Origin of the sequence: Caballeronia sp. LZ008 (assembly GCF_031451435.1) — a bacterium.
Taxonomy (GTDB): domain Bacteria; phylum Pseudomonadota; class Gammaproteobacteria; order Burkholderiales; family Burkholderiaceae; genus Caballeronia; species Caballeronia zhejiangensis.
In genome coordinates this window covers 61,857-86,745 of sequence record NZ_JARUXK010000004.1, presented here as the reverse complement: position 1 = coordinate 86,745, position 24,889 = coordinate 61,857, and the positions used below count along the sequence as shown (strand labels likewise).

Sequence of the window (24,889 nt, the reverse complement as noted above, 5' to 3'; positions counted from 1 at the left end):
GATGAACAACGACATCAAACGAATCGATCCGCGCCGTCCCTTCGTCATCACGGCCGATGGACTGAAGCGCATCACGCTCGGCGAAATCGGCAATGGCCTCGTGCTGAACTTCACGCACGGCGGCCACAAGGAAGCGACGAAGCCGCGCCGCACGACGAAGCCCGCGACGCGTTCGCTGCTCGTCGCGGCGCACACGGATCGCGGCGCGCTCGACGATCACGCGCGCCAGGCGCTCGCGGCCGCCGCCTTGCTCGCGGACGATCAGACCGAAGTCGTGCTGATCGCGTTCGGCGAGTTCAAGGACGATGCCGCCGTGCTCGGCGCGGATCGCTACGTCGCGCTGCCGGAGTTCGATCGCCGCAACTACGCGCCCGACGAAGAAGTGCGCGCGTTGACCGCCTGCGTCGCTGCGTTCCGACCGGCGCATATCTTCATGCCCGACAACGCAACCGGCGACGGCGATCTCGGCCGCCGCTACGCCGCACGCGCCGATGCGTCCATCGCGACGCAGGTCGTCGAAATCGATGCAGCGCATGTCGCGTCGTATGCACAGGCGGGTCGCGCGCTTGCATCGCGTGCATTGCCCGACATGGTTTTGCTTGCAGCTCATGCCGTCGATGCGAAGCTGCCCTTCGTCGGCGCGGGCGAGGCGATGAATCCGCAAGGCATCGTGCCGGCGGCGAAAGCGAGCGCTTACGTCGATCTCGGCATCGAAGAGATGGACGCGGCGCAGGTCGCGCTGGAGGAAGCGGACTTCATCGTGTCGGCGGGCAACGGCGTGTCGGACATCGCCGCGTTCGAAGCGCTCGCGGGCACGCTGGGCGCGGCGATCGGCGCGAGCCGCGTCGCCGTCGACGATGGCAAGTTCACGCGCGACAAGCAGATCGGCGCGACCGGCAAGACGGTCGAGGCGAGCGTGTATATCGCGTTCGGCATTTCGGGCGCGGTGCAGCACTTGCAGGGCATCAAGGATTGCCGCCACGTCATCGCCGTGAATCTCGACGCCAGTGCGCCGATCGCGAAGCGCGCGAATCTGACGATCGTCGCGGACACGCAGGAAACGATCAAGGCACTGACCGATGCCGCCGCCGCCGCACGCGCCGCGCGTGCCGGCGGCGGATCGATCGCGCAGACCGCGCACATCGCCGAAGGAGTCGCTGCATGAAGATCGCCGTTCTCGTCTCTACCGGACGTCATCCCGTCAGCGGCGCGGCGCGCTACAGCCGCAACGACGCCGCCGCGCTGACCATCGCCATCGGCATCGCGAAGACGCACGGCGCGCAACTCGACGTGTTGCACGCGGGTGATCCGGCTAATCCGGCGTTGCAGGAATATCTCGCGCTCGGCGCGTCGAAAGTCGAAGTGCTCAACACGCAAGGCGATGCGTGTGCGGCCCTCGCGCAAAGGCTTGCGGGCTACGAGCTCGTGTTCACCGGCACGCGCGCCGAAGGCGCTTACGACAGCGGCACGCTGCCGTACAAGCTCGCGGATGCGCTGAACGTTCCGCTCGTCGGCGCGGCCGTCGATGTCAGCGTGACGAAGGAAGGCGTCGAAGTGCGCCAGTTCATGCCGAAGGGCTTGCGCCGACGCGTGCGCGCGCCGCTGCCCGCGCTCGTCGCCGTGCATCCATTGGCCAACGCCGCGCCGCGCTACGCCTATGCGCGCATGCGCGAAGGCCACGTCGCGCCGGTCGCCGCGAGCGCGCCCGTCGACAAGGAAAGCACGGCGTGGCGCATCGGCCCGGTGACGGCCAAGCCCAAGAAACTCGCCGCGCCGGAAAGGCGTTCGGGCCACGCGCGCATGCTCGGCGCGACGACGACCGAAAGCCGCGGCGGAAGCGTCGTAATTGAAGGGAGTTCCGTCGAAAAAGCACAAGTGATTCTGGCGTATTTGCGCGAGCATCAACTCGTCGATTACTGATTTCTCGACCCACATCGACCCACATACAGGTGCACACGATGAAAGTTTCGGCAGACGTTCGCGCAATGATCGAACGCCGCAAAAAGGGCCACACGCTCGAGGCGCCGTTCTACACGAGCGAAGAGATTCACGCGCTCGACCTCGATGCCATCTTCCGCAAGACCTGGATTCAGGTCGCCGTCGAGCCGGACATTCCCGAGCCGGGCGATTACACGACGATCGAGATCGGCAACGATTCGATCCTGATCGTGCGCGACGACGATATGGAAATACGCGCCTTCTACAACGTGTGCCGGCATCGCGGCGCGCGCCTGTGCAATCAGGAGAAGGGCTCGCTCGGCAATATCGTGTGCCCGTATCACAGCTGGACCTACAACCTCTCCGGCGATCTGATGTTCGCCGAGCACATGGGCGACCAGTTCGACCGCTGCAAGCACAGCCTGAAGAAGGTGCATGTCCAGAATCTCGCGGGCCTCATCTTCGTCTGTCTCGCCGATGAACCGCCCGCCGATTTCGCCGTGATGCGCGAAGCGATGGAGCCGTATCTCGCGCCGCACGGTCTGAAGGATTGCAAGATCGCGGCGAGCATCGATATCGTCGAGAAGGGCAACTGGAAGCTCACGATGGAGAACAATCGCGAGTGCTATCACTGCGTCGCGAATCATCCAGAGCTGACCATTTCGCTTTACGAATACGGCTTCGGCTATCAGCGCTCGCCCGCGAACGAAGAAGGCATGGCGGCGTTCGAGAAGACCGTCGAAGAGCGCACGAAGCAATGGGAAGCGATGTGCCTGCCGTCCGCGGAGATCGAACGCCTCGCCGATCTCGTGACGGGCTTTCGCACGCAACGTTTGCCGCTCGATCGCGATGGCGAATCGCAGACGCTCGATGCGAAAGTCGCATCGAAGAAACTGCTCGGCGGCTTCGAGCGCGCGGACCTGGGCGGCTTGTCGTTCTGGACGCAGCCGAACTCGTGGCATCACTTCATGAGCGATCACATCGTGACGTTCTGCGTGATTCCGCTTGCATCGGGGGAAACGCTCGTCCGCACGAAGTGGCTCGTGCACAAGGACGCGCGCGAAGGCATCGATTACGACGTCGACAATCTCACCGCCGTGTGGCGCGCGACGAACGATCAGGACCGCACGCTCGTCGAGTACTCGCAACTCGGCGTCGCGAGCAACGCCTACGAACCGGGTCCGTACTCGCCGTTCACGGAAGGTCTCGTCGAGAAGTTTTGCGAGTGGTACATCGGACGTCTTGCCGATTACGCCGATACGCCCGAGCACGGCGTCGATGCGTCGCTCGGTGAGAAAGTCGTTTCCTTCATGCGCTGACAGCCTCGTAGCAGGAGTAGAACATGATGCGCGATCAGGCTACTTTCGAGCCGACCGACAGCCGCGTGACCCAGCCGAAGTTCTGGGGGACGCTGCCCGTGCGCTGGAATTGCGACACGGACGAGACGCTCGTCTGCTGTCACGTCCGGCAGGAAACGCACGACGTCAAGAGCTTTTTCTTCAAGGCGCCGGGTGAGCGCACGTTCGTCTTCGAGCCGGGGCAGTTCATCACGCTGGAGCTCGAGATCAACGGCGAGCAGATCAATCGCTGCTATACGATCTCGTCCGCGCCGACGCGCCCGCACACGATCTCCATCACGGTGAAGCGCGTGCCGGGCGGGCCGGTGTCGAACTGGCTGCACGATAACCTCGTCGCGGGATCGACGGTGCGCGTGCTCGGGCCATCGGGCGAATTCACGTGCGCGCGTCATCCGGCGCGCAAGTATTTGTTCTTGTCGGCGGGTTCGGGCATTACGCCGCTCATGTCGATGAGCCGCGCGCATCACGAACTCGGCGACGATGCCGACATCGTGTTCGTGCATAGCGCGCGCACGCCGGATGACATCATCTTTGCGCGCGAGCTCGATCTCATCGCGTCGAATCACAAGAACTTCCGCACGGCGTTCGTGTGCGAGCGGGTCGGCACGCGCACGAACTGGCCGGGCGTGACGGGCTTTCTCACGCTGCCGCTCCTGAAGCTGATCGCGCCGGACTTTCTCGAGCGCGAAGTCTTCACGTGCGGCCCGGCGCCGTATATGAAGGCGGTGCGCGATCTGCTCGATGCAGGTGGTTTCGATCGCAAGCATTATCACGAGGAGAGCTTCTCGTTCGGCGTCGTCGAGGAAGTCGCGGCTGAACTGACGACGGCGCATGTCGCCGAGGCCCTTGCGGCGCAGACGGATTTCGTCGAAACACGCGAGGACGCGGTCGGCTTTGCGCCCGCGCCGACAGAGCCCGTCGAGATCATCGAAGCGCCTGTTGAAGCCGCGCCCGTCGTCGATACGAAGTTCAAGGTGAGCTTCGCGAAGAGCCGGCGCGACATCGAATGCGGCAGCAACGAACATGTGCTCGATGCGGCGAAGAAGGCGGGCGTGCGCTTGCCATCGTCGTGTACGCAGGGCATGTGCGGGACGTGCAAGGTCAAGCTCGTGTCGGGCGAAGTGAGCATGAAGCATGCGGGCGGCATACGTCAGCGCGAGATCGATCAGGGCATGGTGCTGCTGTGCTGCAGCAAGCCTATGAGCGATCTCGTCGTCGACAAGTAAGCCCTGAGGGGCGCGTCGTTTCTTGACAACTGAGTGTCGGAAAAGTGCGCTACGCGTCAATTCTGGCTGGTGATTCTGTTCGCTACACGGCGTGGGGCCGCTAAGGGGAAACCAAATGAAACCGATGAGAAGAATGCTCGTTTTGGGGGCGATGAGCGCCGCCCTCGCATCGAGCCTGATGGCAAACGCCGCGGATAAGCCGACGATCAAAATCGGTTATGTCGAGGGCTGGGACGATAGCGTGGCGACGTCGAACGTGGCGGCGCGCGTGATCGAGAAGAAGCTGGGTTATCCGGTGCAACTGGTGCCGGTGGCCGCGGGCGTGATGTGGCAGGGCGTGGCGCGCGGCGATCTCGACGCGACGCTGTCGGCGTGGCTGCCGGTCACGCATGGCGCGTACTGGAACAACTTCAAGTCGAAGGTCGTGAATCTCGGTCCGAACTTTCAGGACGCGAAAATCGGCTTGATCGTGCCGGAGAACGTCGACGTCAACAGCTTGAGCGATCTCGAGGCGAAGAAGGCGGAATTCGATTCGCGCATCGTGGGCATCGATGCGGGCGCGGGCGTGATGCAGAAGACGAGCGAAGCGATCAAGGCTTATAACCTCGACTACAAGCTGCTGCCGAGCTCGGGTTCGGCGATGACGGCGGAACTGGCGCGTTCCGAAGCGGCCAATAAGCCGATCATCGTGACGGGCTGGAAGCCGCACTGGATGTTCGCGAAGTACAAGCTCAAGTTCCTCGAGGATCCGAAGAAGGTGTTCGGTGAGTCGGAGCACGTCGATAACGTGATCAATCCGGAGCTGGAGAAGAAGGCGCCGCAGGTGGTGGCATTCCTCAAGAAGTTTCAGTGGAAGCCGGGTGAGATCGATAGCGTGATGCTGGCGACGCAAAATGGAGAGAAGCCGCAGGCGGCGGCGGATGCGTGGATCAGCGCGCATGGGGATCGGGTGGAGTCCTGGACTAAGTAATTTTTTTCGTTGGGTTTTTTGGGTCTTTGGGCGTTTGGGCAAACGCTGAGCGTCGTGGGTTATGCCTGCGGCGCTTTTTTTTTGGGGTGTTGCTTTTGGCTTTTGGCTCTTGGCTTTTGTTTTCGCCGGATCCCGTATTCGTGGCGGTCTATTAGCATTGCCCCTGTGCGGGGCGGCACTCACTTTCTTTGCTGCTGCAAAGAAAGTAAGCAAAGAAAGCAGCTTCCGATACGCCCGCGGTCACACGCAATTTGGGTAGTCCTCTCGTCCATCGTGGGCTGCCTAAAGAGTGCCCTCATAGGCCCCATCGGGCTTGGCTCGCGCACGGTCTGCCACATCGCATCACACACGAAACTGGTTCAGCACCAAATAGCTCCAGCCCGCTTCGCGGCCGACCGGTCAATCGGGTCCGCGCGTGCTTCGCTACTAACGTCTCCATCTCGCTGCACTTGCCGCACGTTGGTTTCCCTTGCAGACCCAGCGGCAGCGCGTAGCGCTGTGCCGAAGCTCTTTCGTGCTGAACCAGTGTCCTTGGAAAACTAGCTCGTCAGACCGTGCGCGATCCAAGCCCCGTTATTGTGATGAGGGCACTCTTTAGGCGAGTGCCACCTGGAACGAGAGAACTACCCAAATTGCGTGTGACCGCGGGCGGTGACGAGCTGCTTTCTTTGGTTACTTTCTTTGCAGCAGCAAAGAAAGTGACTGCCGCCCCGCACAGGGGCAGTGCTAATAGACCGCCACGAAAACGGGATCCGGCGAAACCCTAGCCAAGCGAATATGGAATCCAGCGAAAACAGCAAAGCAAGCTAACCCGGAGCGCAAAAACCTCAACGCAAAACCACAGTCCGCTCGCCATTAATAAAAACCCGCCGCTCAATAAACGCTTTAACCGCGCGTGCAAGCGCAAGGCACTCCACATCCCGCCCCGTAGCCAACAACCGCTCCGGTCCATAAGAATGATCGACGCGCTCAACTTCCTGCTCGATGATCGGTCCTTCATCGAGATCGTCGGTGACGAAATGCGCGGTCGCGCCAATCAGCTTGACCCCACGCGCATGCGCCTGGTGATAAGGCTTCGCCCCCTTGAACCCAGGCAAGAACGAGTGATGGATATTGATCGCACGCCCCGCCAGCTTGCGGCTCGTCTCGCCTGAAAGAATCTGCATATACCGCGCAAGCACCATCAACTCCGCGCCTGACGTATCGAACAGATCGAGCAAGCGCGCTTCCTGCTGCGGCTTGGTATCGGCGGTAATCGGCAGATGATGGAACGGCAAGCCATGCTGCCCCGCCAGATGCGCCAGATCCGTATGATTCGACCCGATGCCGACGATATCCATCTTCAACTCGCCCATGCGCCAGCGGAACAGCAAATCCGCAAGACAGTGCTCGAGCTTCGACACCATCAGCAACACCTTCGGCCGCACGGCGAGATCGTGCATCGCCCACGACATCGCAAAGCGCTCGGCGATAGGCTCGAATTCGCGCTTCAGCATCGCGAGATCGAGCGCCTCCTCGGGCCGCGCGCCATGAAACACGCAACGCACGAAAAAGCGCTCGGAGAGATCGTCGTCGAAGACGGTGAGTTCGTCGATATAGCCGTGATGCCGCTCCAGAAAGCCGACGATCGCGGCGACCTGCCCGGCCGCGCTCGGGCACGAAACGGTAAGCACGAGTTGATCAAAGCGGGAATCGGCTGCCATGCGTGCTCCACATTCGAATGGTTGCAGCGCCGCGAAATGCGGCGAGCGTACGCGCTAGTAGAGCAAACGCGCGCGCCTTCCGGATAGAAGCGAACCGCCGCGCAAATAGTACGAAAGCGTCAGCCGACGACGTCGCATTCGTCCAGCAGCCACTCGGTGAACGCCCGCACCGCCGCCGACGGCTCGCGCGGCGTCACGAGCACGTAGCCCCGATCGGTGACGAGCGGGGCATCGCAGAGCGCGACGAGCTGGCCCGTCGCGATCAGTTCGTCGATGAGCGGCGCCCAGCCGAGCGCGACGCCCTGGCCCATCACCGCGGCGTGCGCGACGAGCGCGTAGCTGTTGAACGTGAAGCCGCCCTGCGTCGGCGGCGCGGCAAGGCCGTGCGCTTCGAACCACGCGCTCCATGAAAGCCAGCGCTCGGGCAGCGTCGGTTCGAGATGCAAGAGCGGCAGCCCGGATAGATCGGCGGGCGATACCCGCGCGCTTCTTCCCGCGATCAGCGCCGGGCTGCACACCGGCATCACGCGTTCGGCGAAGAGCTTCACGGCGCTCTGACCGCTCCATTCGGCATGCGTGTCGCCGAAGACGATGACCACATCGGCATGATCGCCGGATGCGCTCGGCAAGCTCTGCGACGTGATGATCTTCACGTCGACATCGGGCATCAGCGCCTTGAATTGCGGCAGGCGCGGCATCAGCCAGTATGTGGCGAAGCCGAAATCCGTCGACAGCGTGAGCGTGCGTTGCGCGTGACGCGAGCGAATGTCCGACGTCGCCGCGCGAATCACGTCGAGTCCCCGACGCACCGCATCGAAAAGACGCGTGCCGTCGTCCGTGAGCGTGACCCCGCGATGCCCGCGCTCGAACAGCGCCGCCCCGAGCGATTCCTCCAACTGCACGACGCGCTGGCTCACCGCGGGCTGCGTCGAGCCGAGTTCGCGCGCGGCAGCCGTGAAGCTCGCGTGCCGCGCGGCGGATTCGAACATCAGTAACGCCTGCATCGGTGGCAGGCGGTCCGGCCGCGGCATAACTCCCCCTTATGAACGCATAACGTTTTGCTGTCTTCACAGCCGCGATTTGAACGGCAATAGTGACACCCAACGCTCAATCAACGATTCTATTCGAGGCACGCAGTCATGCTTGAGACGAAACAAAATATCCTTGTACTGATGGCCGATCAGCTCACGCCCTTCGCACTCGCCGCATACGGCAATCGCGTGACGAAGACGCCGCGCATCGATGCGCTCGCGCGCGAAGGCGTCGTATTCGAATCCGCGTATTGCGCGAGTCCGCTGTGCGCGCCTTCGCGTTTTTCGCTTCTCGCGGGTAAGCTGCCTTCGAACATCGGCGCATACGACAATGCCGCCGAATTCCCGTCCGAAACGCTGACCTTCGCGCACTATCTGCGCGCCGAAGGCTATCGCACGATTCTCTCCGGCAAGATGCATTTCTGCGGCGCGGATCAGTTGCACGGCTTCGAGGAACGTCTCACGACCGATATCTATCCCGCCGATTTCGGCTGGACGCCCGACTGGCAGAACGCCGATGCGCGCCCGACGTGGTATCACAACATGAGCTCCGTGATAGACGCGGGCCCATGCGTGCGTACCAATCAACTCGACTTCGACGACGAAGTGACCTTCACCACGCGTCAAAAGCTCTTCGACATCGCGCGCGAGCGCAACGCGGGCAAGGACGCGCGTCCGTTCATGATGGTCGCATCGCTCACGCATCCGCACGATCCGTATGCGATTCCGCGCAAGTACTGGGACGCGTATCGCGATGAAGACATCGACATGCCTTCGTATCGCGATTCGCTCGATGCCTGCGATCCGCATTCGAAGCGCCTGCGCCATGTGTACGAAGCGGATCGCACGCCGCCGACGGACCGGCAAATCCGCAATGCGCGGCGCGCGTACTACGGCGCGGTGTCGTATGTCGACGACCAGTTCGCATCGATCCTCGAAGCGCTCGACGAGGCCGGTCTCGCCGACGATACGATCATCGTCGTCACGTCGGATCACGGGGAGATGCTCGGCGAGCGCGGCCTCTGGTACAAGATGACGTTCTTCGAAGGCGGCTGCCGCGTGCCGCTCATCGTGCACGCGCCGAAGCGGTTTGGCGCGCATCGCGTGAAGGATTCGGTCTCGCATCTCGATGTGCTGCCGACGCTCGTCGAATTCGCGCGCGGACAAGCGCCGCAAGCGTGGCCCGACAGCATCGACGGTCAAAGCCTCGTGCCGCACTTGCGCGAGACCGGCGGGCACGACGAAGCCATCGGCGAATATCTCGCGGAAGGCGCGATTGCGCCCATCGTGATGATCCGGCGCGGGCGCTTCAAGTTCATTCATTCGAGCGTGGATCCGGATCAGCTTTACGATGTAGAAGCCGATCCGTTCGAGCGTGAGAATCTCGCAAGCGATGAGCGTCACGCCGCGCGCGTGGCCGAATTCCGCGCGGAGATCGCGCGCCGCTGGAATCTCGATGCGCTGCATCGGGACGTGCTGAAGAGTCAGCGCCGCCGCCATTTCCATTTCGCGGCGACGACGCAGGGCACGATTCAGTCATGGGACTGGCAGCCTCACGTCGATGCGAGCCAGCGCTACATGCGCAATCACATCGATCTGGACGATCTCGAAGCGATGGCGCGTTTTCCCGCCGTCGAGCACTGACGCATCGATCGCATCCCCACAACACACGACAGGAATGCACCATGAAAAAGGGCTTCATCCACGCGCTCTTCGCCGCCGCGCTGGCTTGCGTGGCTTCGCATGCGTTTGCCGCCGAGCCGCAGTCCTGCACGCAGGTCCGCATGGCGGGGCCGGGCTGGACCGATATCGACGCGACCAATGCGATGAGCGGCATCGTGCTCAAGGCGCTCGGCTATCGGCAGAACGTCGCGAACCTGTCGGTGCCGATCACGTATCAGGGCATGAAGAAAGGGCAGATCGACGTGTTTCTCGGCAACTGGATGCCCGCGCAGGCGCCGCTCGTGAAGCCGTTCTTCGAAGAGAAATCGATCGACGTCGTGCGTCCGAATCTCTCCAATGCGAAGTTCACGCTCGCGGTGCCGGACTATGTGGCGGCGGCGGGCGTGCATTCGTTCGCGGACCTCGCGAAGAACGCCGACAAGTTCGATAACCGCATCTACGGCATCGAACCGGGCGCGCCGGCGAATCAGAACATCAAGCGCATGGTCGATGACAAGGCCTTCGGTCTCGGCGACTGGAAGCTGGTCGAATCGAGCGAAACCGCGATGCTCACGCAAGTGGAGCGGGCGGTGCGCGACAAGAAGTGGATCGTGTTTCTCGCGTGGGAGCCGCATCTGATGAACACGAAGTTCAAGCTCGCCTATCTCGATGGCGGCGACAAATACTTCGGCCCCAACTATGGCGGCGCGACGGTGAACACGGTGGCGCGCAGCGGCTACGAGCAGCAATGCCCCAACGTGAGCAGGCTGTTCAAACAGATGGCGTTCAACGTCGATCTGGAGAACGGCGTCATCACGGATGTGCTGGAGAAGAAAACGAATGTCGATGCAGCGGCCACGGATGCGCTGAAGCGTCATCCGGAGCTGCTGAAATCGTGGCTGGACGGCGTGACCACGGCGAGCGGCGGAAACGGCCTGGAAGCCGTTCAGACCGCGCTCGGCGTGAAGTGAGGGATCAGCCGAGCTGAATGCTCGCGCGTTCCTGTGCGGCCATCACGACGGCGCGCATCGGCGTCTGGATCGCCATGAAGTGGAGCATCAGGCTGTCCGCCTGGTGCAAGTACCACGGCGTATTGATGCTCAGGCAGTCGAGGCCGTGTTCGAGCTTCCAGCCGAGACGGTCCGTCAGCAGATTCGCGATGATGGTCTGATCGCCGCCGTTCGCATAGGTGCTCGATTTGTCGGGCGCGGCGCTGACATGCTCGTGGATTTCGTCGACGAACGCGAGGACCGCGGGCTTGCGGCGAAAGCCGAGCACGCCGGCATTGATGATCCACGGCCCGATATCGTGCGCCGCGAGAATGTCGCGCCCGTCCAGCAGCGGATCGATCGGCTTGCGCTGATCGAAGAAGAGGATGTCGGCATCGACCCAGATCGCCCAGTCGTGATGCGGCAGATGCTTGCGCAGGAACCACGGCTTGAGCCAGGTGCCGGTCGCGCCGGGCACGCCTTCGGCGGGCGTCTGCCGATAGACGTAAAGCGTATAGCCGTGGCGCTCGCAATAGCGCCGCATGTTCTGCTCGGCGATCGCGCCGTACGCACGCACGTTGGGCGTGTAGTACGTGATGAAGGCGATGGACTTGCCGGGGTTATAGACGCTGAACTCTTCATGCGGCGTTTCGCTTTGCGCCGGAAGCTGGAACAGCGGCACGCCCTTCTGCTGACAGTCGTTGATGTGTTCGGCGAGCGCGTTGCGAAAGCTCGCCGGGATGAAACCGTAGATCGCTTCCTCGCCGAGCACGATGGTCCAGAGGTTGGGGTACTGCGTCCAGATGGGATCGTAGCGCGGACCGCAGTGCATCGTAGCCATGATGCCGCCGCGTTCACCGTGCGGCTCGATGTAGTCGAGCCCTGCAAGCATCGCGATTTCGTTTTGCGGCGCTTTGCCGATCTTGCATTCCCCGATGCACCACACGATGAGGTTGCGCACCTCGACCGTATTACGCCAGATCTGCACGGCCGTCTGACGTCCGTCGTCGTTGCCGGAAACCGCCATGAGCGCGTGCTGCCTGCCTTCTGCGATGGGCTCGACCGGGAGCATGTTGAGCACGATGCAGTCTTCGCTCATGCAGACGAGCAGCGCCATCTCGGGCATCCGGCGCAAGTGATGCAGGATCGCCTCGTACTTGAGCAACAAACGCTGCGACGGGCACGGCATGCCCGCCATCGAAATGCTCGCGTGCTCGTAGCCCATGCGGGCGGCGTAGTGCTTGTGATTGGTCAGGACTTCGGGTGCGTCGGTCTGATGGATGCTCAGGCAGCGGGTAGTCATGTCGTTCGAATCCGAAACAAGGCTTGAGTAATGCGGGTTTTTTACAGATTCCGAAGTATGCGAGCCGAGCCCTGCCGCGCATATCGGGCATGTCCGAAAACGAATTCGTTCTATTGACGCGAAACACGATGTTGCAGTAGTCGCAACTAGACAGATTTGCGTCGCACCGGGTCGAGCCGGCGCATATATGGACCATTATTTTTACGACGTCGACGCGATGCTTCATCGCCTATTCCAACGCAATACACATCGAGACGAGCAAAGGACCAGCACATGAGAAAAAGACATGCCGCAAGGATCGCAGGCCTCGCGTTCGCAGCGGGCGCGGCGAACATGCCGATGACGGCGCACGCGCAAAGCAGCGTGACGCTCTACGGTATTCTCGATGCGGGCGTCACCTGGGTCAGCAACACGGGCGGCTCGCATGTCGTGAAGTTCGATGACGGCATCTCCTATGGCAACCGCATCGGATTTCGCGGCACCGAAGATCTCGGCGGCGGATTGCAGGCGGTCTTCGTGCTCGAATCGGGCTTTCATCTCGGCAATGGCCAGCTCGGCTTCGGCGGCGCGCAATTCGGACGGCAAGCCTACGTAGGCCTCAAGAACCAGTGGGGCACCGTCTCGCTCGGCAATCAGCTCGATATGACCGAAGAGTTCGTCTACCTCTACAACATCTCGGCGTGGGCGAGCGGCTACGCCATTCACCAGGGCGACTTCGACCGCATGAACGGCGACCGTCTGCCGAACTCGATCAAGTTCCTGTCGAACGACATCGGCGGCTTCACCTTCGGCGGCATGTATTCGTTCGGCAATCAGGCGGGCGACTTCCATCGCAACAGCGCGTGGAGCGTCGGCGCGCACTATGCGGCGAACACCTTCAACGTCGGCGCGGCCTATACGCAACTCAACAATCCGAACGGCATCTACGCGTTCGATCCGTACGCGATGATCGGCGCGCGCACCTTCCTCGGCCAGCCGACGGTATCGGTCGATCCGGCGACGGGGGCCGTCACCGATCTCTATAGCTCGACCTCGTTTCCCGTCGACAAGCAAGGCGCGTTCGCCGTGGGCGCGGCATGGACCATCGGCAACCTGATGTTATCGGGCAACTTCACCTACACGACGATCAAGGGCCTCGGCCAGACCTCGCACATGCAGGTGTACGAAGGCGGCGCGTCATACAGCTTCAGGCCGGACCTGAATCTCTACGGCGGCTATCAGCACACGCGCTTCGAAGGCAATCACTGGAATCAGGGCTCGCTCGGGCTGCACTATCTGCTTTCGAAACGTACCGACGTGTATATCTCGGGCGACTATCTGCGCGCGTCCGGCCCCATCGATGCAGTCATCGGCTACAGCTTCACGCCGTCGTCGTCGAATACGCAGGCCGACGTGCGCGTAGGCATGCGTCACTCGTTCTAAGCCGCCGCGAGCCGCGCGGACGGGACGGCGCGCAATGCGCTTCGATCCTGCCGCGGGCTCGTCTGAAAGCGCGCGCGATACGTGCGCGAAAAATGCGACGGCGATTCGAAGCCGCACGCGACGCACACCGCGAGAATCGACATGTCGGTCTGGTGAAGCAGCTCGCGCGCACGCACGAGACGCAGGCCGAGATAGAAGTGCGTCGGCGTGTCCTTCAGCGATGCGCAGAAGAGCCGCTCCAGCTGACGCCGCGTCACGCCGATGGATTCGGCGAGCGCATCGGGCGACAGCGGCTCTTCCATATGCTGCTCCATCAGCTCGATCACCTGAATCAGCTTGCGATTGTGGATGCCGTAACGCGCGGCGATCTGCATCCGCTGATGATCCGAGCGCTGCCGGATGCGCCCGAGCACGAACTGCTCCGACACTTGCGCCGCCAACTCCGCGCCGTGTTCGCGCGCGATCACGTCGAGCATCAGATCGATCGATGCCGTGCCGCCCGCGCATGTGATGCGCCGCGTGTCGATCTCGAACAGTTCCTGACTCGTCGCGATCGCCGGATAACGCTCGGTGAATGCAGCGGCCGCTTCCCAGTGCAGCGTCGCGCGCGTGCCCGCGAGCAGCCCGGCTTCCGCGAGGATGAAGCTGCCGGTGTCGATGCCGCCGAGCGTCGCGCCCGCGCGATCGAGGCGCCGCAGCCAGTCGCCGATCGCGCGCGTGTAGCGCGAGAGCGGCTCGAATCCCGACACGACGAACACGGTGCGCGCGTCGTTCACCTGATCGAACGCGCTTTCGGCGTTGAGCGTGATGCCGTTGCTCGCGGCGACCGGACCGCCGTCCAAGCTGAGAATGTGCCAGCGATACAGATCGCCCGCGAAGCGATTGGCGACGCGCAGCGGCTCGATCGCGGACATGAATCCGATCGACGAGAACTCGGGCAGCAGCAGGAAATGGAAATCGTGGGGCGCGGACATCGGATCGATTGGCAAGGCTCGTCGATGAGAGAAGCCGTCCACGCTAGCGCGCGCAAAAAACGCGCGCAATCCGGCGTGCCCCGAAGGGCGGCCGGATTGCACTGCTCGAAGATGCGGTTCAGGCGCTCGCGAGCGCGTTCGTGAGCGTCGCGGCGACCGTGCTCAGGTGCGGCTCCACCACGAGATCGGTGTGCCTGCCGAGGACCGGCATCACGCGCACGCCGTGCTTCGCGACGCGTTGCCAGACCGGCAGCGGATCGCTGCGCGAGTCGTCGAGCATCGTCGCGCGCACGTAGACGATCGGGCCGCCGTCATAACGGCGCGGCTTGTAGGTCGCCATCGCGGCGCTCATCGATTCGCGCACGCGCCGCAGCACAGGCGGAAGATCGGCGACGTCGTCGGATTGCCGGTGCGTCGTCGGCCTGCCCATGCGCCCGCGCACGCGGTTGGTCATCGCCGCCGCCTTGCCGCGCACGAAGCCGAGGCGCGCGCCGGCGTTGAGCGAGCGCAACTCGCGCAGACGTTCGACGAGCACGCCCGCCTGATACCGCGTCCACAGCGTGAAGGGCAGACAATGTGTGTGAATGTACGTGTCGAGCAGGCAGAGCATCTCGATCTTCTCGCCCGCCGCGACGAGCTGTTGCGCGATCTCGAACGCGACCAGCCCGCCGAACGAATAGCCGACGAGCGCATAAGGACCGCTCGGCTGCACTTCGCGGATGCGCAGCACGTAGCCGCGCGCCATCTCTTCGACGCTGTGCTGCGGCGCTTCATCGCCGTCGAGGCCGAGCGCCTGCAGGCCGTACACGGGCCGCTCGTTCTGCACCATGCCCGCGAGCGTCAGGCACTCCATCACCGAGCCGGTGATGCTGTGCACCATGAAGATCGGCCGGCCGACGCCCGCGCGCATTTGCACGAGCGTCGAGTCCGCGGTGCGCGCGCCGGGTTCGGATGCGAGGACGGCGGCGAGGCGCGCGACGGTCGGCGCGACGATCATCGTCGATAGCGGCAATGCACGGCCGGTCGCGCGCTGCACGTCGGCGAGCATCCGCGCGGCGAGCAGCGAGTGGCCGCCGAGCTCGAAGAAGTTGTCGTCGCGGTCGATCGGCGAGAAGCTGAAATGCTGTTCCCAGAGCGCGCACAGATACGCCTCGATGGATCCGATCGAATCGCCCGGCGCGGGCAGATCGCGCTTCACGCGCGTAAGCGACGGATGCTCGCGAATCTGATCGAGACACTCGGGATTGGCGAGCGACGACACGTTGCGCGCGGGCAGGCCGTTGACGGCATCGCGCGCGGCCGCTTCCGACGGCTTGTTGTTGTGCGTGACGGGCAAGCCGTCGACCTGCACGATCACATCGGGCACGAGCGCGGCGGAGCCTTGTCGCGTGAGATCGCGGCGCACGCGCGCGGCGAGCGCCGCATTCAGTTGCGCACCCGGCCGCAGCACGAGCAAGAGCACGATGCGCTGGCCCGCATCGCCCGCGTTCGCGCCGGTCTGGGCGACGACCATCGCATGACGGATCTCGTGAATCTCGCTCAGGATGCGGTAGATTTCGCCCGGACTCACGTTGATGCCGCGCACGTTGAGCACGCCGTCGCTGCGGCCGTGCAGACGCGCCGAGCCTTGCGGCGAGAACTCGATGACGTCGCCGTGCGTCCACACGCCTTCGTTCGCCGCGAAATACGCCTTGTGAAAGCGCGAGCCGTCGTCGTCGCCGAAGAAGCCGAGCGGTCGCGACGGAAACGGATTCGTGCAGACGAGCTCGCCCGGCATGATCGTGCTCGCGCCCTGATCGAACGCCTGCACGTCGAGGCCGAGGCTCCGGCATTGTGCTTCGCCCGCATAGACGGGCAGATTAGGGTTGCCGAGCACGAAGCAGCCGATGATGTCCGTGCCGCCTGAAATCGATTGCAACTGCAACTGCTTGACGTGCTGGTACACCCATTCGAACTGCGAGTCGTAGAGCACGGCGCCGGTGGACATCATCGCGCGTAGTGCCGAGAGATCGAACTGTCCGGCCGGCTCGATGCCCGCATCCTCGCTCATCTTCAGATAGGCGGGACTCGTCCCGAAGACCGTCACGCGCTCGTTCGCGACGAGACGCCAGAGCGTGTCGACGGCGGCGACGGGACCATCGTAAGTGACGATCTCCACGCCCGACGCGAGCACCGACATCTGCCAGTTCCACATCATCCACGAGCAGCTCGTGTGGAAAAAGAGCTTGTCGCCGGGACCGAAATCGCTGTGCAGGCGATGCTCCTTCACGTGTTCGAGCAGCGTGCCGCCCGCGCCGTGCACGATGCATTTCGGCTTGCCGGTCGTGCCCGACGAAAACATGATGAAGAGCGGATGGTTGAACGGGAAGCGCTTCCAGTCGAAACGCATCGCGTCGCCGCGCGCGATCAGCGAGCGCAACTCGTGCTGACGCTGCGTCACCGTGCTGGGCAGTTCGGTATCTTCGAGACAGACGATGTCCGTGAGCGTCGGCAGTTGCGCGGCCACCGCCGCGACGTGGCCCGAAAGCGAGCCGCCGGTGTCGAACGGACGCTGCATCGTGTGCGCGAACATGAACTTCGGATCGAGCGGGGCGAAGCGGTCGAGAATCGCCTGCACGCCGTTTTCCGGCGCGGCTGTCGAAAGCGTTGCGCCGAGCGCGGTCACGGCGAGCGCGGCGGTGATCGCGTCGCAGTCGTTGCGCATGATCGCCACCACGCGATCGCCTTCCTTCAGGCCGAGCTCGGAGAGCGTCTGCGCGAGGCGCACGACGCGCTCGCGCAACTCGCCGCGCGTATAGCTTATGCGGCGTCCGTCGGCGAAGCAGGAGGTGATCGCGGGAGCGTCGTCGGGCGCGATGCGTTTGCCGAGCAGATTTTCTGCGTAATTCAGTTCGATGTTGGGAAAGAACCGTGCCGTTTCGCATTGGTTGCCGATGCAGACCGGTTCATCGGATCCCGACCATTCGAGCCCGCGCGCCGATTCGAGAAAGCATTTCCAGAATTGGCGATATTCGCGCACTGAGTAAGCATGCAATTCCGAATAATCGGCGAAGCGCTCGCCGGTTGCCTTTTCGAGGGCCTGCGTGAAGGCCGTCATGCGCGATGCGGATATCTGTTCGGCGGAAGGCAGGTAAAGCGGTTCGCGCGCGTAGAGCCGCGCGCTCTCTCGGATGGCGTCTTGACGGTCCATTATCCAGGCACCTTGGTTTTGGGCGACGTGTGTCGAACGGCTATGTAATCGGCGAGCTTCGCGGCTAACTCCATCGCATTTCCTGAAGCCGCGTCACTGCCGAGACAAGCTATCTCTTTCCCGCACATTACCCGGCCGGAAGTCGGCGCTATGTGCGACCAACCACAGAGACCGTGGCGTTTCGGCAAAGATTGATCTTGCGCAACGGCGACGGCCATGCTTCGGATACCGAACAGCGGAAAAACTACTGAATTCGCGACGTTTTTTCATTCCAATGCGTGTTTACGCCATGGTGCGAAGTTTTCGAATATGAGCAGGAAGTCATGATTTCAATTTGCTTTCAATGTTGCCGGGACGCGGATGCGAAGGCGCGTGCGCGAAGCGGCGAGCGACGCAGGTCGCAAGCAGTCAACTCGCGGTCGCACGCGGGCGTTCGGGCGCTTTTATGCGGCGGTACTTTGTATGCACGCCGGCATTCGAACTGGCGCATCGGTTCAACCCTCAACGGAAGCCTCGCAATGAGACAACGCCTGATTCCCACACTGTTTTTCGCCGGCGCGTGCGCGGCGTTCGCCGTCGCTCAGAGTGCGCGCGCGGAGGACGCGAGTTGCCGCACGGTGCGCTTCGTCGATATCGGCTGGACCGATATCACGTCGACGACGGCGCTTGCGTCGGTCGTATTCGAGGGGCTCGGTTATGCGCCGCGGACGACGGTCGCGTCGGTGCCGATTTCGCTCGCGGGGTTGAAGAGCAGGCAGATCGACGTGTCGCTTGGCTACTGGTGGCCGGTGCAGCGGAAGGCGGTCGAGCCGTTTCTGGAGGCGAAGAGCATCGAGAAGCTGGAGCCGCCGAATCTGTCGGGCGCGAAGGCGACGCTCGCCGTGCCGAGCTATGCGTATGACGCGGGCATCAAGACGTTCGCGGATATCGCGAAGCATCGCGACGAACTGGGCGGCACGATATACGGCATCGAGCCTGGCAGCAGTGCGAACGCGAAGATTCAGAAGATGATCGACACGAATCAGTTCGGGTTGGGCGGGTTCAAGCTCGTGCAGTCGAGCGAGGCGGGGATGCTGGTGACGGTCGAGCGGGCGATCCGCGAGAAGAAGCCGGTGGTGTTTCTTGGCTGGGAGCCGCATCCGATGAACATCCAGATGAAGATCAATTACCTCTCCGGCGGGGATGACGTGTTCGGGCCGAACTACGGAGAAGCGCGCGTTTATACGCTGACGAATACGGATTTTCTGACGCGTTGTCCCAATGCGGGGAAGTTCGTTTCCAATTTGCGCTTTACGACGGATCTCGAGAATCGGCTCATGCAGCCGGTGATGAACAAGGAGCGGCCTCAGGAGGCGGCCAAGGCCTATCTCAAGCAGAACCCCCAGGTGCTGGATGCCTGGCTCGCAGGCGTGAAGACTCTTGATGGTAAGGATGGGCTGCCGGCGGTTCGGCAATACCTTGGGCTTTGAGGTTTTTTTTTGTTGTTGTTGTTGTTGCCGGGTCTCGTTGTTGTTGCCGGATCCCGTTATCGCGTCGGTCTATTAGCGTTGCCCCTGTGCGGGGCGGCACTCACTTTCTTTGCTGCTGCAAAGAAAGTAAGCAAAGAAAGCAGCTTTTCAGGCCCGCGGTCACACGCAATTTGGGTAGTCCTCTCGTCACAGGCGGCACTCGCCTAATGAGTGCCCTCAAACACCTAATCGGGCTTGGATCGCGCACGGTCTGCCGCCCGAAAACGCTGAGGACACTGGTTCAGCACGAAATGGCTCCGGCACAGCGCTACGCGCTGCCGCCGGGTATGCAAGGGAAACCAACGTGCGGCAAGTGCAGCGAGATTGAGACGTTAGTAGCGAAGCACGCGCGGACCCGCTTGACCGGTCGGCCGCGAAGCGGGCCGGAGCTATTTGGTGCTGAACCAGTTTGTTGTGTGGTGCGATGTGGCAGACCGTGCGCGATCCAAGCCCGATGGGACCGATGAGGGCACTCTTTAGGCAGCCCACGATGGACGAGAGGACTACCCAAATTGCGTGTGACCGCGGGCGTATCGGAAGCTGCTTTCTTTGCTTACTTTCTTTGCAGCAGCAAAGAAAGTGAGTGCCGCCCCGCACAGGGGCAGTGCTAATAGACCGATAACAGACCGGGATCCGGCGAAGCGGCAGCAGCAAAGAAAGTGAGTGCCGCCCCGCACAGGGGCAGTGCTAATAGACCGACGCGAAATCAGGACTTAACGAAAGCCGAAGAAAAAATACAGGAACCCTAAAGGACATCGAAAATGAACTACGAAGTGATAGTGACCTGCGCAGTAACCGGCGCTGGCGACACGACCGGCAAGCACCCCTCCATCCCAGTCACGCCGAAGCAAATAGCCGAAGCAGCGATAGAAGCGGCCCGCGCGGGCGCCACCGTCGCCCACTGCCACGTTCGCGACCCGAAGACAGGAAGAGGCAGCCGCGACCCCGCGCTATACCGCGAAGTGGTAGACCGCATCCGCTCATCGGACACGGACGTGATCATCAACCTCACCGCAGGCATGGGCGGCGACCTGGAAATCGGCGCCGGCGAAGACCCGATGCGCTTCGGCAAAGGCACCGACCTCGTCGGCGGCCTCACGCGCCTCGCGCACGTCGAAGAACTGCTGCCCGAAATCTGCACGCTCGACTGCGGCACGCTCAATTTCGGCGACGGCGACTACATCTACGTATCGACGCCCGCGCAACTGCGCGCCGGCGCCAAACGCATCCAGGAACTCGGCGTGAAGCCCGAACTGGAAATTTTCGACACGGGCCATCTGTGGTTCGCCAATCAACTTCTGAAAGAAGGCCTGCTCGACAACCCGCCGCTCTTTCAACTGTGCATGGGTATTCCGTGGGGCGCACCGCCCGACACCGGCACGATGAAAGCCATGGTCGATAACCTCCCGCCCGGCGCGCATTGGGCCGGCTTCGGCATCGGCCGCATGCAGATGCCGATGGTCGCGCAAGCGATGCTCCTCGGCGGACACGTGCGCGTCGGTCTCGAAGACAACCTGTGGCTCGATCGCGGCGTGCACGCGACCAACGGCGCGCTCGTCCAGCGCGCGGTGGAAATCATCGAGCGGCTCGGCGCACGCGCGCTCACGCCCGCGGAAGGCCGCAAGAAGCTCGGCCTCCCGGCGCGCGGCGAACGCCTGCTGGAAAAACGCATCGCGGAACAATTCGCCTGAACCGACAAGGACACGAAGACATGCAAGTCAAGCAATTCGCCGCGCTCGGCGCGGGTGTGATCGGCAGCGGCTGGGTGGCGCGCGCCCTCGGAGCAGGACTCGACGTCACCGCGTGGGATCCCGCGCCCGGCGCCGAAGCGCAACTGCGCGCGAACGTCGCGAACGCGTGGCCGGCGCTCGAGCGCGTCGGACTGGCGCCGGGCGCGTCGCAACAACGATTGCGCTTCGTCGATACCGTCGAGGAATGCGTCGCCCATGCCGACTTCATCCAGGAAAGCGCGCCCGAACGCGAGGAACTCAAGCTCGCGCTGCACGAACGCGCGAGCCGCGCGGCGAAGCCCGATGCGATCATCGCGTCGTCGACGTCCGGCCTTCTGCCGACCGACTTCTACGCGCGCGCCGTGAATCCGCAGCGCTGCGTCGTCGGGCATCCGTTCAATCCGGTGTACCTGCTGCCGCTCGTCGAAGTGCTCGGCGGCGAAGCGACATCCGGCGAAGCGATCGATGCCGCGATGCGCTTCTACGCGTCCATCGGCATGCGGCCCTTGCGCGTGAGGAAGGAAGTGCCCGGCTTCATCGCGGACCGGCTGCTCGAAGCGCTCTGGCGCGAGGCGCTGCATCTCATCAACGACGGCGTCGCGACAACCGGCGAAATCGACGACGCCATCCGCTACGGCGCGGGCATCCGCTGGTCGTTCATGGGCACGTTCCTGACCTACACGCTGGCGGGCGGCGAAGCGGGCATGCGACACTTCATGCAGCAGTTCGGCCCCGCGCTCGAATTGCCGTGGACGAAACTCGTCGCGCCGAAACTGACCGACGAACTCATCGACCGCGTCGTCGACGGTACGTCGAATCAGACGAACGGACGCGGCATCAAGGAACTGGAGCGTTATCGCGACGACTGCATCGCGAGCGTGATCGAGGCGATCGCGCAGGCGAAAGCGCGTCACGGGATCGAAGACTAACGGAACCGCAAGGCACCACGATGACCTATCGCGACACCGTCAAACCCGAATGGGTCGACTACAACGGCCATCTGCGCGACGCGTTCTACATGCTGATCTACAGCCTCGCGACCGATGCCTTCATGGACCGCATCGGTCTCGACGACGCGGGCCGCCGCGCACGCCAGCGCACGCTCTACACGCTCGAAGCGCATGTCACGTATCTGCGCGAGATCAAGGAGGGCGCGCCGGTGCGCGTCGAGTGGCGCGTGATCGCGCATGACAAAAAGCGCGTGCATCTCTATATGGAGATGTTCGAAGGCGACGCGACGGAGGCCGTTTGCGCGTGCGAGCAGATGCTGATGCACATCGATTCGAGCGGCGCGCCGAAATCCGCATCGTTCGATGATGACATCGCCGCGCGCATCGCCGCCGAACCTGCGGTCGCGCCGAAGGACGCGCGTTACGCGGGCCGCGTGATCGGCTTGCCGGCGCGCGCTTCGTCAGCGGCCGCGCCGGCCTGAGCGCGCCACGTCCGCAGCAAGAGCGCGTTCGTGACGACGCTCACGCTCGAAAACGCCATCGCCGCGCCCGCGAACATCGGATCGAGCAGGCCGAACGCCGCGAGCGGAATGCCGATCAGGTTGTAGACGAACGCCCAGAACAGATTCTGCTGAATCTTGCGATACGTGCGCCGCGAAATATCGATCGCGTCCGCGACGAGCGCCGGATCGCCGCGCATCAGCGTGATGGCGGCCGCCTCGATCGCGACGTCGGTGCCGCTCGCCATCGCGATGCCGATATCGGCGGCGGCGAGCGCGGGCGCATCGTTGATGCCGTCGCCGGCCATCGCCACGATGCCTTCGTTCGACGCCTTGAGTTGCGCGACGACGCGCGCCTTGTCGTCGGGCAAGGTCTGCGCGAACACGCGTTCCGGCGCGATACCCAACGCGCGCGCGACGGCTTGCGCGCTGCCTTCGTTGTCGCCGGTGACGAGCGCGCTCTTCACGCCCATGCGCGCAAGACGTTCGATTGCATCGCGCGCGGTCGGCTTGACGGTATCGCCGAACGCGAGCAGCGCGAGGACTTCTCCGTCGAGATCGATCAGCCACGAGATCGTGTTCCCTTGCGCTTCGAGTTCGCGAGCGCGCGCGGCGAGCGTCGGCGGCACGTCAAAACCCAGTTCCGCGACCCAGCGCGCACTGCCGATCGCGATGCGCCGCGCGCCGACGTTCGCCTCCACGCCCCGTCCGGCGACCGCGCGCGCCGCGCTCGCCTCGAAGCGCGGTGCGTGGCTCGCGGCGGCGGCGACGGCCTTCGCCAGCGGATGCTCGCTCATGCGCTGCACGGCGGCGGCGAGTCCGAGCGCTGCGCTCCGATCCTGCCCCGGCGCGGCATCGAACGCGACGAGGCCCGGCTTGCCGACCGTCAGCGTGCCGGTCTTGTCGAATGCGACGATCTTGATCGCGTGCGCCTGTTCGAGCGCCTGCGCGTCCTTGATGAGAATGCCCTGACGCGCCGCGACGCCGGTCCCGGCCATGATCGCGGTCGGCGTCGCGAGGCCGAGCGCGCACGGGCACGCGATCACGAGCACCGCGACCGCGTTCAGCAGCGCCGTTTCTGCATCGGCGCCGTGCAGCAGCCAGCCGATGAGCGTGACGAGCGCGATCGCGAGAATTGCCGGCACGAACACCGCCGATACGCGATCGACGAGCCGCTGGATCGGCGCCTTCTCCGCCTGCGCCGATTCGACCAGCCGGATGATGCGCGCGAGCGTCGTTTCCGCGCCGATCGCCGTGGTTTCGATCGCGATCACGCCTTCGCCGTTGATCGAGCCGCCGGTCGTGCGCGCGCCGGGTTCCTTCGCGACCGGCAGGCTTTCGCCGGTAATCAGCGATTCGTCGATGTGCGTGCGGCCCTCGCGCACGATGCCGTCCACCGGCACGCGCTCGCCCGGCCGCACGATGGCGATATCGCCGATACGCACGTGAGCGAGCGGCACTTCGCGTTCGCGCGCCGGATCGTCGCGGTCGCGCACGCGGGCCTTGTCGGGCCGCAGCGCGTTGAGCGCGCGGATCGCGTCGGCGGTCTGGCGCTTGGCGCGCGCTTCCAGCCATTTGCCGAAGCGCACCAGCGTGATGACGACCGCCGACGCCTCGAAGAACAGATGCTCCGTCATGCCGCCGTGCGCGAACATCTGCCAGACGGACAAGCCCCACGCCGCCGACGTGCCGAGCGCGACGAGCAGATCCATGTTGCCCGCGAACGCCCGCACCGCGCGATAGCCGCCCGCATAGAAACGCGCGCCGAAGCCGAACTGCACGACGCTCGCGAGCGCGAGTTGCAGCCACGGGTCGAGCGTGAGGCCGAACATCGGCGCGAGCAGCGGCACGGTGAGCACGGCGGACGCGAGCACGGCCGCGAGCTCGCGATCGAATCCGGAGGAAACGGCGAGCTCCGGCGCGGCGTCGGGCAGGATCGGCGCGGCCTCGTAGCCGGCTTTGGCGACGGCGGCGACGAGCTGATCGTCGGTGACGGCGGCGCTCGCGTGCACGGTCGCCTTCTCGGTCGCGAGATTGACCGCGACGCTTTCGACGCCCGGCACCCGTTTAAGCACTTTCTCGACGCGCGCGACGCACGACGCGCACGTCATCCCGCTGACGGACAATTCCGCGGTCCGCGGATGGTCGGATGCTGCTGTGGACATATCGAAACGCTCCGTTCTGGCCGGGATCGCGAAGATCCCACATAAGGAACAGTATCGACCTTCCAATGACTGGAAGGTCAAGGCCTGAATGAAGCGCGTCGTGCAATGTCGAGTCCCGCCGCGCGGGAGCGCGAAATGCTACGAGAAGACCGTATTCGAAGGACGAAAAGCGCGCCATTCAGTGCTTTTGACCGGCATCTGGTGCATTCTTCGGCATGCCGCAGCGCTTTTGCTGACTTAATCTTGCCTATCGTCAGCGGATAAGTTAAA

18 protein-coding genes are annotated in these 24,889 nt (G+C 63.7%); 12 read left to right on the top strand and 6 right to left on the bottom strand.

From position 1 onward, the window contains the following. Position 1 precedes the first annotated feature (1 nt). The 5 genes from QCE49_RS25125 to QCE49_RS25105 all read left to right on the top strand — a co-directional run bounded on the left by QCE49_RS25125 (position 2) and on the right by QCE49_RS25105 (position 5,492). The gene (locus QCE49_RS25125; RefSeq protein WP_250459196.1) at positions 2 to 1,165 is read left to right on the top strand and encodes an electron transfer flavoprotein subunit alpha/FixB family protein; all 1,164 of its coding nucleotides are present in this window, start codon (positions 2 to 4) and stop codon (positions 1,163 to 1,165) included. Further along, positions 1,162 to 1,920, top strand: a complete 759-nt coding sequence (locus QCE49_RS25120) for an electron transfer flavoprotein subunit beta/FixA family protein (RefSeq protein ID WP_250436320.1) — start codon at positions 1,162 to 1,164, stop codon at positions 1,918 to 1,920. The genes QCE49_RS25125 and QCE49_RS25120 overlap by 4 nt, the downstream gene beginning before the upstream one ends. A 38-nt stretch (positions 1,921 to 1,958) precedes the next feature. Then, positions 1,959 to 3,257 (top strand): SRPBCC family protein, encoded by a 1,299-nt coding sequence (locus QCE49_RS25115; protein ID WP_175982385.1) that lies wholly within the window; start codon positions 1,959 to 1,961, stop codon positions 3,255 to 3,257. A 23-nt stretch (positions 3,258 to 3,280) separates the two neighbouring features. Next, entirely contained in the window at positions 3,281 to 4,522 is a 1,242-nt protein-coding gene (locus QCE49_RS25110; RefSeq protein ID WP_409017488.1) for an FAD-binding oxidoreductase, read from the top strand. A 133-nt stretch (positions 4,523 to 4,655) separates the two neighbouring features. Next, positions 4,656 to 5,492, top strand: a complete 837-nt coding sequence (locus tag QCE49_RS25105; protein WP_409014143.1) for a glycine betaine ABC transporter substrate-binding protein — start codon at positions 4,656 to 4,658, stop codon at positions 5,490 to 5,492. Between the two features lie 827 nt (positions 5,493 to 6,319). Here QCE49_RS25105 and purU read toward each other — a convergent pair. Both purU and QCE49_RS25095 read right to left on the bottom strand, forming a co-directional pair. Continuing rightward, the gene (purU, locus tag QCE49_RS25100; protein ID WP_008354143.1) at positions 6,320 to 7,195 is read right to left on the bottom strand and encodes a formyltetrahydrofolate deformylase; all 876 of its coding nucleotides are present in this window, start codon (positions 7,193 to 7,195) and stop codon (positions 6,320 to 6,322) included. 119 nt (positions 7,196 to 7,314) lie between these two features. Continuing rightward, positions 7,315 to 8,226, bottom strand: coding sequence for a choline sulfate utilization transcriptional regulator (locus QCE49_RS25095; RefSeq protein ID WP_250459194.1), 912 nt, complete (start codon positions 8,224 to 8,226; stop codon positions 7,315 to 7,317). Between the two features lie 108 nt (positions 8,227 to 8,334). Here QCE49_RS25095 and betC point away from each other — a divergent pair, with 108 nt between their 5' ends. Beyond that, positions 8,335 to 9,870 carry a choline-sulfatase gene (betC, locus tag QCE49_RS25090; RefSeq protein WP_250459192.1) on the top strand — a complete coding sequence of 512 codons (1,536 nt, stop codon included), beginning with the start codon at positions 8,335 to 8,337 and terminating at the stop codon, positions 9,868 to 9,870. 41 nt (positions 9,871 to 9,911) lie between these two features. After that, entirely contained in the window at positions 9,912 to 10,859 is a 948-nt protein-coding gene (locus QCE49_RS25085; protein WP_008354139.1) for a choline ABC transporter substrate-binding protein, read from the top strand. A 4-nt stretch (positions 10,860 to 10,863) separates the two neighbouring features. On the opposite strand, the gene QCE49_RS25080 is transcribed toward QCE49_RS25085, so the two are convergent. After that, entirely contained in the window at positions 10,864 to 12,180 is a 1,317-nt protein-coding gene (locus QCE49_RS25080) for a hypothetical protein (RefSeq protein WP_008354138.1), read from the bottom strand. A 273-nt stretch (positions 12,181 to 12,453) separates the two neighbouring features. Here QCE49_RS25080 and QCE49_RS25075 point away from each other — a divergent pair, with 273 nt between their 5' ends. After that, positions 12,454 to 13,602 (top strand): porin, encoded by a 1,149-nt coding sequence (locus tag QCE49_RS25075; RefSeq protein ID WP_008354137.1) that lies wholly within the window; start codon positions 12,454 to 12,456, stop codon positions 13,600 to 13,602. Here the strand turns inward: QCE49_RS25075 and QCE49_RS25070 are convergent. Continuing rightward, positions 13,599 to 14,576, bottom strand: a complete 978-nt coding sequence (locus QCE49_RS25070; protein ID WP_008354136.1) for a GlxA family transcriptional regulator — start codon at positions 14,574 to 14,576, stop codon at positions 13,599 to 13,601. The genes QCE49_RS25075 and QCE49_RS25070 overlap by 4 nt on opposite strands. Before the next feature lie 118 nt (positions 14,577 to 14,694). After that, a complete protein-coding gene (locus QCE49_RS25065) occupies positions 14,695 to 17,766 on the bottom strand; it encodes an acetoacetate--CoA ligase (protein WP_175982927.1) in 3,072 nt (1,023 codons plus the stop codon). A 518-nt stretch (positions 17,767 to 18,284) separates the two neighbouring features. On the opposite strand from QCE49_RS25065, the gene QCE49_RS25060 reads away from it, so the two are divergent. From QCE49_RS25060 to QCE49_RS25045, 4 genes are all read left to right on the top strand, one after another. Beyond that, positions 18,285 to 19,235, top strand: coding sequence for a choline ABC transporter substrate-binding protein (locus QCE49_RS25060; RefSeq protein ID WP_250459190.1), 951 nt, complete (start codon positions 18,285 to 18,287; stop codon positions 19,233 to 19,235). An 800-nt stretch (positions 19,236 to 20,035) separates the two neighbouring features. Continuing rightward, positions 20,036 to 20,965 (top strand): 3-keto-5-aminohexanoate cleavage protein, encoded by a 930-nt coding sequence (locus QCE49_RS25055; protein WP_008354133.1) that lies wholly within the window; start codon positions 20,036 to 20,038, stop codon positions 20,963 to 20,965. Positions 20,966 to 20,985: 20 nt separating this feature from the next. Continuing rightward, positions 20,986 to 21,933, top strand: a complete 948-nt coding sequence (locus tag QCE49_RS25050; protein ID WP_250459188.1) for an L-carnitine dehydrogenase — start codon at positions 20,986 to 20,988, stop codon at positions 21,931 to 21,933. Between the two features lie 20 nt (positions 21,934 to 21,953). Continuing rightward, positions 21,954 to 22,436, top strand: a complete 483-nt coding sequence (locus QCE49_RS25045; protein ID WP_175982930.1) for a thioesterase family protein — start codon at positions 21,954 to 21,956, stop codon at positions 22,434 to 22,436. Here QCE49_RS25045 and QCE49_RS25040 read toward each other — a convergent pair. After that, a complete protein-coding gene (locus QCE49_RS25040; protein ID WP_250436327.1) occupies positions 22,376 to 24,619 on the bottom strand; it encodes a cation-translocating P-type ATPase in 2,244 nt (747 codons plus the stop codon). The two genes, QCE49_RS25045 and QCE49_RS25040, sit on opposite strands and share 61 nt — an antisense overlap. Positions 24,620 to 24,889 lie beyond the last annotated feature (270 nt).